The 11,721-nt window shown below is 64.6% G+C and carries 10 protein-coding genes; 6 read left to right on the forward strand and 4 right to left on the reverse strand.

What is annotated here, in order from left to right:
* Positions 1-162: 162 nt before the first annotated feature.
* Genes EN990_RS27390 through EN990_RS27405 form a run of 4 tightly spaced genes read right to left on the reverse strand, consistent with a single transcriptional unit; the run spans position 163 to position 5,775 of the window.
* Positions 163-882, reverse strand: coding sequence for an ROK family protein (locus EN990_RS27390; protein WP_027163053.1), 720 nt, complete (start codon positions 880-882; stop codon positions 163-165).
* Between the two features lie 13 nt (positions 883-895).
* Positions 896-2,272 (reverse strand): glucose-6-phosphate dehydrogenase, encoded by a 1,377-nt coding sequence (gene zwf / locus EN990_RS27395; RefSeq protein WP_024504766.1) that lies wholly within the window; start codon positions 2,270-2,272, stop codon positions 896-898.
* Between the two features lie 22 nt (positions 2,273-2,294).
* On the reverse strand, positions 2,295-3,308 hold the full coding sequence (gene gnd / locus EN990_RS27400; protein ID WP_127368656.1) for a phosphogluconate dehydrogenase (NAD(+)-dependent, decarboxylating): 1,014 nt from the start codon (positions 3,306-3,308) through the stop codon (positions 2,295-2,297).
* A gap of 34 nt (positions 3,309-3,342) precedes the next feature.
* The gene (locus EN990_RS27405) at positions 3,343-5,775 is read right to left on the reverse strand and encodes a glucan 1,4-alpha-glucosidase (protein WP_127388437.1); all 2,433 of its coding nucleotides are present in this window, start codon (positions 5,773-5,775) and stop codon (positions 3,343-3,345) included.
* 325 nt (positions 5,776-6,100) lie between these two features.
* Between EN990_RS27405 and EN990_RS27410 the strand changes: the two genes are divergently transcribed.
* From EN990_RS27410 to EN990_RS27435, 6 genes are all read left to right on the forward strand, one after another.
* Positions 6,101-7,381, forward strand: coding sequence for a histidine kinase (locus tag EN990_RS27410; RefSeq protein WP_013528922.1), 1,281 nt, complete (start codon positions 6,101-6,103; stop codon positions 7,379-7,381).
* On the forward strand, positions 7,381-8,103 hold the full coding sequence (locus tag EN990_RS27415) for a response regulator transcription factor (RefSeq protein WP_027163049.1): 723 nt from the start codon (positions 7,381-7,383) through the stop codon (positions 8,101-8,103). The genes EN990_RS27410 and EN990_RS27415 overlap by 1 nt, the downstream gene beginning before the upstream one ends.
* An 81-nt stretch (positions 8,104-8,184) precedes the next feature.
* The gene (locus EN990_RS27420; RefSeq protein ID WP_127370370.1) at positions 8,185-9,186 is read left to right on the forward strand and encodes a YihY/virulence factor BrkB family protein; all 1,002 of its coding nucleotides are present in this window, start codon (positions 8,185-8,187) and stop codon (positions 9,184-9,186) included.
* Positions 9,187-9,381: 195 nt separating this feature from the next.
* The gene (locus EN990_RS27425) at positions 9,382-10,272 is read left to right on the forward strand and encodes an SMP-30/gluconolactonase/LRE family protein (protein WP_127388438.1); all 891 of its coding nucleotides are present in this window, start codon (positions 9,382-9,384) and stop codon (positions 10,270-10,272) included.
* A gap of 96 nt (positions 10,273-10,368) precedes the next feature.
* Positions 10,369-11,382, forward strand: coding sequence for an ABC transporter substrate-binding protein (locus EN990_RS27430; protein ID WP_127371241.1), 1,014 nt, complete (start codon positions 10,369-10,371; stop codon positions 11,380-11,382).
* 49 nt (positions 11,383-11,431) lie between these two features.
* On the forward strand, positions 11,432-11,721 hold a 290-nt coding region (locus tag EN990_RS27435; RefSeq protein ID WP_164766165.1), incomplete at its 3' end, for an ATP-binding cassette domain-containing protein.

Below are 11,721 nucleotides of genomic sequence, written 5' to 3' on the forward strand. Positions count from 1 at the left end.
GGATCATGCGCGAAATCAAAATGCTATGGCGTCCTTCGTGCGTCCACGGGACGAATTGGCGTTGTTGTAGCGCGGAATTCCTAGTCGGCAAATCTGCGTATTGCAACGACTTGATGGCAGGTCACACGTTATTTTGAACAACTATATTAAACAATAACAGTATCAGACTATCAGCGCCTTGTCGCGCCACAAACGAAACCCGCCTTCGAAGGCGCGTGTGTTGTCGCCGCGCCTGGAGTCGGCGGGCAATTCATCGAGCTTGTCGACGTTGCCGCCACCAATGACGACATAGTCAGGCTGCATGGCGGCACGGAGCCGGTCGACGACGTCGAAGACGTATTTGCGCCATTTCTTCTTGCCGCGCTTTTCCAGGCCGCGTTCGCCGACATAATCCTCGAAGCTCTTGCCCTTCTTGTAGGGCAGATGCGCGAGTTCCATCGGTTGGGCGACGTTGTCGGCAATCATCGCCGCACCGAGCCCGGTGCCGAGCCCGAGGAACAGCATGCGCCCGCCCTCGTAGCTGCCGATGGCCTGCATCAGCGCGTCATTGACCACTTTCACCGGTTTGCCGAACGCGCCCGCAAAGTCGAAACCAGCCCAGCCCCTGCCGAGATTGGCGGGGTCGGCGAGCGGCCTGTTGTGGTTGACCGGACCGGGATAGCCCATCGAGACGACGTCGTAGGACAGGCCTTCGGCGAGCTTCTTCACGGTATCGATCATCTGTTGCGGCGTCAGCCCCGGCCCCGAATCGGCGCGGCGCTCCGCGCCGCCGGCGCTGGTGAGGATCTTGACGTGCGAGCCGCCGATGTCGATCGTGAGCACGATCTTTTCAGCATCCGGCGTCTCGGTGCCCGATGCTGGTTGCTTCACTGCCTTGGCCATCGCGTGGTTCCTCTCACTTCACCGGATCGATCCAGCCATTGGGTGGCCCGAACCCGGCCATGACGTCCGCCGGTCCCCATGTGAGCGGCTCGTAGAGGTGCGGCGGCGTGGTGTCGCCAAGCACCGGGCCGACGATGCGCCAGGCCAGTTCGCTGGCGTCCTGGCGGGTGAACAGCTGGCCGTTGCCGTTCATGGCGTCGCCTATCAAGCGTTCATAGGGCGGCATGTCGCCCTTCGAGTCGTCGAGCGCCGTCAGTTCGACCTGCTCGCCGATCATGTCGTCGCCCGGCGCCTTGCGCTGTGCTCCGATGGCGATCACCACCTGTGGGTCGATGCGGAAGCGGACGTAGTTCTGGTCGGCGGGCTTGATCGGATCGAAGACATCGAGCGGTGGCCGCTTCAGCCGCACCACCACTTCGGTGACATGCACCGGCATGTTCTTGCCGGCGCGGATGAAAAACGGCACGTCCTGCCAGCGCCAGGTGTCGACGAAGAAACGCACCGCCGCGAAGGTCTCGACGGGCGAGTTCGGCGCGACGCCGGGTTCAGTGAGATAGCCGGTGAACTGGCCGCGCACGACATCGTCTTTGGTCAGCGTCCTGATCGCGCGCAGCACCTGCACCTTCTCGTCGATCAGATCGTCGGCGGAGCGGCCGACAGGCGGCTCCATGGCAAGCAGCAACAGGATGTTGAGCAGATGGTTCTCGATGACGTCCCTGATGCAGCCGACATCGTCATAGAAGCGGCCACGTCCCTCGACGCCGAAATCCTCGGCCATGGTGATCTGCACGCTCTCGACGTAGTTGCGGTTCCAGATCGGCTCGAGGAAGGAATTGGCGAAGCGGAAATAGAGCAGGTTCTGGATCGCTTCCTTGCCCAGGTAGTGGTCGATGCGGAAGATCGACTGCTCGTCGAACACCAGATGCAGGACCCGGTTCAGCCAGCGCGCCGATTGCAGATCGTGACCGAAGGGCTTTTCCACCATCAGCCGCGCGCCATGCGCCGTGCCCGACTGCTCCAGCCCCTGGACGACGGTCTCGAACATGGTCGGCGGCACCGCCATGTAATGCAGCGGTCGCTGTGCGGTGCCGAGCGCGCTCTTCAGTTTCTCGAACGTCGCTCCGTCACGGTAGTCGCCGCTGACGTAGCGCAGCAGCGAGGCGAATTTGGCGAAGGCTTTTTCGTCGATCTTGCCGAGCGCATTGACGATGCCGTCACGCGCGCGCGCCTGCAATTGCTTGAGGTCCCAGGCATCGAAGGCGACGCCGATCACCGGTTCGGTAAGCGTGCCCTTGGCGACCATCTGGTAAAGGGCTGGAAATATCTTCTTGTGGGCGAGGTCGCCGGTGGCCCCGAAGAGCACCAGCGTGTCGGACCGTTCCTGGCTCATGCGCGTGTCTCCCCCGCTGTCCTCACTTGCCGGCCTTCGGCTTCTCAACATGGCCGCCAAAGGCATAGCGCATGGCGGAGAGCAGCTTGTCGGCGAATTCGGATTCGCCCTGCGAGGAGAAGCGGTCGAACAGCGCCGAGGACAGCACCGGAGCCGGCACGCCGGTGTCGATGGCCGCCTTCAGCGTCCAGCGGCCTTCGCCGGAATCCGAAACGCGGCCGCCGAAATTCACCAGGCCCGGATCGCTCTTCAAGGCGCCGGCCGTCAGGTCGAGCAGCCAGGAGCCGATAACGCTGCCATGCCGCCAGACCTCGGCCACCTGGGGGAGGTCGATGTCGAACTGGTAGTATTGCGGGTTTTCCAGCGGGCTGGTCTCGGCGTCCGCCGTCCGTTGCCGCTTGCCTGCATTGGCCGATTTCAGGATGTTCATGCCTTCGGCATAGGCGGCCATGACGCCATATTCGATGCCGTTGTGCACCATCTTGACGAAGTGGCCGGCGCCGCTCGGTCCGCAATGCAGATAGCCGAAGGGCGCGGTCCCGGCATCCCTGGACGGATTGGAGCCGGCATCGGCGCCCGGCGCCAGCGTGGCGAAGATCGAATCGAGGTGCTGCACCGCCACGTCGGGACCGCCGATCATCAGGCAGTAGCCACGCTCCAGGCCCCAGACGCCGCCGCTGGTGCCGACATCGACAAGATGGATGCCCTTGCCGGCCAGTTTCGCGGCCTGGTCGACGGCGTCGTGATAATAGGAATTGCCGCCGTCGACGACGATGTCGCCGGGCTCCATCAGGGCCGCCACCTGGTCGATGATCCTGCCGGTGATCGCCGCCGGCAGCATCAGCCACACACAGCGCGGCTTGGCCAGCTTGCCGATGAATTCTTCCATCGAGGCCGCCCCTGACGCGCCGTCGGTCACCAGGGCCGCGACGCTGGCCGGGTTGATGTCGTAGACGACGCATTCGTGGCCGTCGCGCATCAGGCGCCGGACCATGTTGGCGCCCATCCGGCCCAGTCCCATCATTCCGATCTGCATGGTTTCGTCCCTGTTTTCTAGGAGATTTGCGGGGTTATCGAGGGAAGGTCTGCTGGCTGTCCTGGTCGCCTGAGATGACGGAGAAGTCGACATTCTCCCAATCGCCGGCCCCGGGCCAGAAAAAAGTGAAGGTCAGCGTGCTTCCCTTGGGAAGGCCAGAGACGGCCAGATCGGCAAGATGGATGCCGAAATCGTTCTCCACCGTCTGGCTGTCGTGGGCGGTCGCCCAGTTGTCGGTGCTCCAATGGACTGTAGCCGGAGCCAACAGTTCGACGCGCAGTGTCTTGCCGGCCGGGACCGTGCGGATCTTGTTGTTGAACCGCCATGTCCGGAACGGCGACACTGTCTTGGCCTCGATATACCGCTTGACGCCTTGCGGCGGCATGTCGAAGACCGCGCCGTCGCGCAGCGAGCGCAACAGCTTGATATGCTCCGAATGCGCCCAGACCAGCGGCATGGCGCTGCCCGAGGGGCGGCCGTGCAGCAGTTCGCGCTCCGGCATATCGGCGCCGTCCCAGACCTGCTCCGGCAACAGGCCGCCCGGTCCGGCCGAGCCTTCCAGCGCTGCCAGCAGGCTGGCTGCCTTTTCCCTACGCCCGGCCGCCAGCTCATAGTGGGCGCGTTCGCCGGCCAGCAGCGGCCAGGGGCGACCCTGGCCGGTGCCGTCGAAAGGTGCGCCATCTTCATGCTCGCCATAGCCGTCGCCGTTGTAGCGATACCAGAGCGGCCCTTGCGGCAGATCGCAGCGCAATTGCGCGTCGATGACCTTGACCGTGTCTGTCATGCGCGGGTCGTCGGCCGCCCGCAGGCCGAAGCGGACAAGTGCAAGCGCATCCGGACTGACGATTTGCTCGGCCGGCCGGTTGGTGTCGCCGGGTGGCCGGTTCTTGATCGGGACATAGCCGTCCTTCGGCGAACCGGCCTCGGCGCTGTCGGGTGGTGCTATGCGGACATAGTAGCCTTCGACGCCGACTTGACCGCAGATCGCCGTGCCGGTGACGTAGGTCCAGCGCTCGACCTGGTCGTTCCAGACGTCTGATGTCTCGCGCAGATAGGTCGCCGCGTCCGGCTTGCCACAGGCGTCGAGCAGGTCGGCTGCGGCAAGCAGTGCGGCGATTTCGACGGCGAGCGTGAACGGGCTGTAGCCGGCATCCTCTTCCCAGCGGTCCTCGCCGGTGACCGGCCCGTTGCGCACGACGAAGCCGGCGGCGCGCTCGATCATCGGCAGAAAGACTGCGAGCTTGGCGTGCGGCAAATGGCCGGCGCGGTGCAAAGCTTCGGCCAGCAGCAGCGGAAAGGCGCATTCGTCCATCTGGATGCCGGGCCAATAGGCCGATCCGTCGAGCCAGGCGTTCTGCGGCCAGTGGCCATCCGGCTGCTGGATGGAGCCGAGATAGTCGAGGATTTGCAACGCCGAGGCGGCGTCGCCGGCAGCAAGAAAGCCGCCGGCCGTCTCGACCAGATCGCGCGGCCAGACCAGATGGTAGCCGCCGAGGTCGTCGTCGCCCTTGTCGAAGCCCCACGGGATCGACAGGCTGGCGACCGCGGCGCCCGGTGTGGCGATCGACCGGTGCGTCGCCAGTACCGCCGTCGAGACGCGATAGAAGTTGATCCCGGGCACCGCGTGCCGGTCGAGCGGCAGCAGGCCCTTTTGCCAGTTGCGCCAGTTCTGGAGGTAGGAGTTCGCCGCGGGTTCAAAACCCTGCTTCAGGCTGGCGAAAGCATGTTCCGCAGCCTCCTCGGGCGTCGCGCCAAATCCCAGCGCCAGCAAAGCCTTGGTCCTGGCCGCGGAAAAGCCGATCTCGCCGGTCAGCGCGACATTGCCGTCCTCGGCCCGCTGGTACGCAGCATCGAGCTCACCTGTGTTGTGCAGTTGCTGCCAACCGTCGGAAAAACCGACATAGCCGGCCGAACCGGTCCGCCAGGGCAGCGACGAGGCCAGCGCCAGGCAGGAGCCGCGCCCCGAGGCGAACAGCACGGGCTTTCCCTCGTGTTCGCCGACCCAGGCGGTGTTGCCCATGCCGGCATTGACCAGATGCGGCGCCAGAAGCGCGTAGACGCGATAATCGTCAGCGACGCCCCTCAGCGCCGTGAAGGTGATTTCCTGCAGCAGCGCCGGGCGCGCCGGATCGGCGAGGATGCGCTTTTCGATCCGCCAGGCGCCGTCGTTCGCCGTGTTGACCAGCCGGTAGGCGGGTACGCCGTCCTCGAACGGTTCGATGCTGTGCGTGGCAGCGCGCTTCTCTTCCGAGAAATAGCCGGCGGCGGCGGTGACGATCAGGCCGAGGTCGCGGGTGCAGGCACTGTCGACGCGCGAATAGTAGATTTCGTTGAGGATGCCGTGGCTGATCGTGAACCAGATCCGGCCGGCCGGCGAAAGCGACGTTCCGACGCCGCTCTTGGCGCTTGACGTCCAGCGCGCCGGAATTCCCGGGGCGCCCGGAGCAACGTTTTGCGTCACTGGCATTCTGTTTCAGTCTCCTGGCCTCCTCCCTAGACCATGACGCGAACCCTTTACAATCATTGCACCGCAAGTTGATCGGCGGGCCGACGGCAGGGCAACGAACTAGGGCTAACGGGTTTCTTCGGAGCTTTCGCCTGCGCTGACGGAGCAGCAAATGAAAAACCCGCCAGTGCGGCGGGTCACCGGCGCAAATCAGCACCATAGACGAAAATGTACCATAGCTGAGGTCACCGAGTCAAGAAAAAATTCCTATGACCAAAGGCACCGTCGTTGACAGCGGCGGCGGCATGCGTCCACTATTTCCCGGCACGGGAGGATCGTGAAAGCAATGGCGGAAGTGTCCCTGGTCCTGATCGACCGGCTGCTGGCGATATCGCGGGCGCTTGCCGGCCATATCGATCCCGGCACGGCGTTCCGCGCGACAGCCATCGAGATCGGTTCGCTCATCCCGCACGACCACATGGATCTGGCGGTGCTGTCGCATGATGGGCGCCGGCACGCCTGTTACGAAGCCGGCTTCCACACCAGCTGGAGCGAGCTTGCCCAGCATCCGCTGCCGACCGAAGTCAGCCCGATCCGCTCGGTGCTGTGGGGCGAAGTCCCCTATCTGCTCGCCGACGACGCGCTGAGCGACGAGCGGTTCCATTTCGCCACCGCTATCGATGGTCCGATCTTCGCCGCCAGGCTGCGCAGCCGCATCGTCGTGCCGCTCAGGGCGCGCGGCGGCATCATCGGCGCGCTCAACATCAGCCGGCACGAGGTCGACTGCTACACGCTTGCCGATGTCGCGGTCGCGCAACAATGCGCCGACCTGATCGCGCCCTACATCTTCGCGCTGATCCAGACCGAGGAGGCGCGCCGCGCTATGCTGGCCGAGAGCGAGGCGCGAAATCGCGTCGAGCTGCTGCGCGTCGGCGCCTCGCAATTGACCGAAGGCATGGAGCGCGAACGCCGGCGCATGGCCATGGACCTGCACGACCAGACGCTTGCCGATCTCGCCCGGATCGCGCGCCAGCTCTCGGCACTTCGCGGCCAGGGCGTGGCGCGGGCAGCACAGCTTGCCGATCTCGAGAAGGAGGTCGCCGGCTGCCTGACGGAACTGCGCCACATCGTCGACGACATGCGGCCGAGCGTGCTTGAACTGTTCGGCCTGCGCGATGCGGTCGAGGCGCATCTCAACCGCAGCGTCGCCAGGGCCAAGCCGCCGATCGCCGTGCGCATCGCCGACACCAGCGACGGCGGCGCCGACAGCCTGTCGGAGCCAGTGCGGACCGCGCTCTACCGGATCGTGCAGGAAGCGATCAACAATGCCGTTCGCCATGCCGCGCCGCACCGCATCGACGTGCTGCTGGCGTCGACCGCGAGCGTGCTGCGGGTGATCGTCACGGATGACGGCCAGGGCTGCGGCGCCGTTGACCCGGCCGCGTATGGCGGCATCGGCCATATGCACACGCGGGCAGCCCTTATCGGGGCGCGGCTGCGCATCGGCCAGGCCGGCCGCAAGAACGGCGGCACCCGTGTCGTCGTCGAGATCGACCGCCAGCCATCACGGGAACTGGCGGCGGCTGCAACAATGCCTGGCGAACTCGCCGTATCGGAGGCCATGTGATGCTTGTGATGATCGCCGAGAATGACGGGCTGCACCGTAGCTTCGCGCGGCGAACGGTGGAGCAATTGTGGCCCGGTGACGTCGAGGTGATCGAAGCGAGTGACGGCGAGGACGCCATCAACCTGGCGACTGAGCGCGAGCCACTGCATGTCGTGCTCGATTTGCAGATGCCGAAGGCGACGGGAATCGAAGTTGCCAGGGCGATCTGGAACCGCCGCGCCGGCACGCACATCCTGTTCTGGTCGAATTTTGCCGACGAAGCCTATGTGCGCGGCGTGGCGCGCATCGTCCCTCCCGGCTCTGTCTACGGCTATGTGCTGAAATCGGCGACGGAGGAAGGCATGCGGTCCGCCCTGCGCGGGGTTTTCCGCGAAGGCCACTGCATCATCGACCGCGAGATCCGCGGCATCCAGCATCGCGTTCAGGACAAGTTCGAGGGCATCACCGACGGCGAATATGAAAGCCTGATCGATATCGCGCTCGGCCTGACCGACCGGGCGATCGCGGCACGGCGCGGCCTGTCGATCCGTGGTGCGCAGAGCCGCATCAAGCACTGCTACGACAAGCTCGGCATCGTGCCGGCGGAGGACGGCACCGGCGATGCTTCCGTGTTCAACTCGCGGACGCGGGCGATCTATCTCGCCATGGCGCGTGGCCTGATCAACATCGACGCACTGCGCCGCGAACAGGACCGGCTCGACGCCTGGCTGGCGGAGCACTGAAACAGCGGCGGCCACAAGCCGGAACATCAGAAGGTCCGGCGCATTGCTAGTGAACGCCAACTCAACGCCTGCGGATCCGAAGTGCGACCCTCATTTGCAGATTCATGGCACTTGGTGCGCGAAAGCGTCGTCGGTTTCATCGACGACAATGCGCTCAGCCATGGTGCGGCGATGGCCTTTTATGCCGCCACCTCGCTGGCGCCGATCTTGCTGATCGTGGTTGCGATTGCTGGTCTCGTCTTCGGCCACGATGCCGCACAATTGGCCTTGTCCGCGCAGATATCAGGGCTGATGGGACCGGAAAGCGCCGATCTCCTCAAGACTGCGCTGGAAAGTGCATCCGGCAGGCTGTACGGCACCTGGGCCGCGATCATAGGGCTGGTCACCTTGCTGGTGGCCGCGTCTGGCGTCTTCGGCGAAATGCAGCAGTTGTTGAACACAATCTGGAAGATCGAACCGCAAGGCAATTCCCTGTCGCGTCTGGTGAGGGCGCGGGCCGCCAGTCTGGGGTTGGTGGCCGCACTCGGGTTCCTGTTGCTGGTCTCTCTCATCGCAAGCGCTGCGATTTCGGCACTGGGCGCTTTCATCAACGCCCACCTGCCGTTTGGAACGATCATACTCAGCGGGATTAACGGCGTCGTTTCGTTTGCGCTTATCGCCGTGATGTTTGCCGCCATTTACAAGGTTTTGCCCGATCGAACCCTGGAATGGCGCGATGTGGCAATCGGCGCTGTCGGGACCGCGGCCCTGTTCACATTGGGAAAATCGCTTATCGGCTGGTATATCGGCACCAGCGCGATTGCGTCGTCGTATGGCGCCGCCGGCGGACTGCTCGTGATATTGCTCTGGGTTTACTACTCGTCGGAGATTTTCCTCCTCGGCGCCGAGTTCACGCGCGCCTATTCCGTTCGCCACGGCAGCCGGTCCGATCTGAAGAGGTTGGTTCACGGCCCTTTGCCCGCGCAGCACGACTCATTTCGCACAGGGCAAAAATCCAACTCTGCCGGCGTTGTCGTGCTCGTGGCGGTGGCGTGCGCGAGCGCAACCTTGACCGCGCTTTTGCGGAGTGTTCGCCGGCCCTGATCTGACGTCGCCGGTATTCTACGCTCGATAGGCACGGGCGACTGTGCAAATGCACAGTCGCCCGTGCGCTTTGACCCGTATCGGCTCGTCGGGACCGCGCCTACGCTCTGCCCCAACAAGAAGACTGTATCGGGAAGCGCTCATGCCATTCGTCACCATGCGGAGTAGCACGGCTGTTCGCGCCGGGAGCCGATGATGTCGGTGCCGGCGCGTGCGCGCCATTCCGGCTTCGACGATGTCGTCGGCGATGCGCCGATCGAAACGCTGGCGAGCGGCTTCGGCTTCCTCGAAGGACCGGTCTGGCATCCCTATGAGAAATGGCTGGTCTTCTCCGACATTCCGGAAAGCCGGATGTATCGCCGCAGTGCCGAGGGCGAGATCGAGCTGTTCCGCGAGCCGAGCCACAAGGCCAATGGCAACACGCTGGACCGCCAGGGGCGGCTGGTCACCTGCGAGCACGCAACGAGCCGCGTGACCCGCGCCGAGCCCAACGGCAGCGCAACAGTGCTGGCCACGCACCATCAGGGCAAGCAGCTCAACAGTCCGAACGATATCGTCGTTGCCACCGGCGGATCGATCTACTTCACCGATCCGGGCTATGGCCGGAGGGAGTTCTATGGCGTGCCACGCCCGCAGGAGCTGCCGTTCCAGGGCGTCTACCGCATCGATGGCGGCGGCGCCCGGCTGACATTGCTGGCCGACGATTTCGGGCAGCCGAACGGGCTGTGCTTTTCGCTGGACGAGTCGCGGCTGTTCATCAACGACACCGAACGCGGGCACATCAGGGTGTTCGGCGTCGAAGCCAATGGCGACCTCAATGGCGGCGCGGTGTGGGCAGTAACCGAGGGCGAGGGGCCGGGAGCGCCCGACGGCATGAAGATCGACAGCCGCGGCAATCTTTACTGCACCGGACCCGGCGGCATCCACATTTTCGACGCGTCGGGCACCATTCTTGGCGTCATCCGGACGCCTGAAGATTGCGCGAATTTCACCTTCGGCGACGACGATTTGCAAAGCCTCTACATTGCCGCGTCGACGTCGCTGTACCGGCTCAGGGTGCGCGTGCCGGGATTGAGACTGTTTTGAGCTCGCGACAATCCGTGCTCAAATCAGAGTTGGGAGTGAGGCCGGGGTCAAAGCCGGTGGGAATACAGCAGTCAACACATCTGGGAGGATAACGACATGAAGAAACTGTTCGTTCTGGGCGCTCTGGCGGCAATGCTCGCTTCGGGCACGGCGCTGGCCGACACCAGTGGCAAGAAGATTGCTTTTTCCAACAATTATGCCGGCAATTCCTGGCGGCAGGCGATGCTCGACAGCTATGGCATCGTCACCAAGAAGGCGGTCGCCGACAAGGTGGTCGGCGCGGCCGACATCTTCACCACCGCCGACAAGGAGGTGCCGACGCAAGCGGCGCAGGTGCAGAACCTGATCCTGCAGGGCTATGACGCGATCGTCATCAACGCTGCCTCGCCGGATGCGCTCAACGGCGCCATCAAGCAGGCCTGCGATGCCGGCATCACCGTCGTCTCCTTCGACGGCACCGTGACCGAGCCTTGCGCCTACCGTGTCGTCGTCGACTTCAAGGACATGGGCAAGCAGGAAGTCGAGCAGATGGCCAAGTTCCAGCCCAAGGGCGGCAATCTGCTTGAAATCCGCGGCCTTGCCGGCACCTCGATCGACGATGCCATCCATGCCGGCATCCTCGAAGGCGTCGCCGCCCATCCCGAGTTCAAGATCGTCGGTTCGGTGACCGGCGACTGGGACCAGACGACGGCGCAGAAGGCGGTGGCGACCATCCTGCCGTCGCTGCCCGACATCGTCGGCGTCGTTGACCAGGGCGGCGACGGTTACGGCGCCGCACAGGCCTTCGCCGCCGCCGGCAAGCCGCGCCCGACCATCATCATGGGCAACCGCCAGGACGAGTTGCAGTGGTGGAAGGAACAGAAGGAGAAGGACGGCTACCAGACATGGTCGGCGTCGATCGCGCCCGGCGTGTCGTCGCTCGCCTTCTGGGTGGCGCAGCAGGTGCTCGACGGCCGCACCGACATCCCGCATGACCTGCTGGTGCCGTATCTGGCCTTCACCCAGGACGATTTCGAGGCCGAGCTGCCAAAGATCCCCAAGGGCGGCGTCGCCAGCCACGAATACACGCAGGAAGACGCGATCGCGGCCATCAAAGCCAACATCAAGTGAATGTCGGCCAAGCGTTGCCGTCCGTATCGCCAAGCGAGTATCGTTGAGCATGCCCAGGGGTAACGCTGACATCATCAGACTGAACGGCGCCGAAAAGCATTTCGGCGCCGTTCGCGCGCTGGGTGGCGTGGATTTTCACGTCGGACCCGGCGAATGCGTCGGGCTCGTCGGCCACAATGGCGCCGGCAAATCGACGCTGATGCACATGGTGGCGGGCACGCTGGTGCCCGACAGCGGGCAGATCGGCGTGCATGGCGACACCGAGGACAACTACTCGGTGTCGCGCGCGCAGCAGCTCGGCATACGCTGCGTCTTCCAGGAGCTGTCGCTGTGCCCCAA

The organism is Mesorhizobium sp. M7A.F.Ca.US.005.03.1.1 (assembly GCF_003997975.1).
GTDB lineage: Bacteria > Pseudomonadota > Alphaproteobacteria > Rhizobiales > Rhizobiaceae > Mesorhizobium > Mesorhizobium ciceri.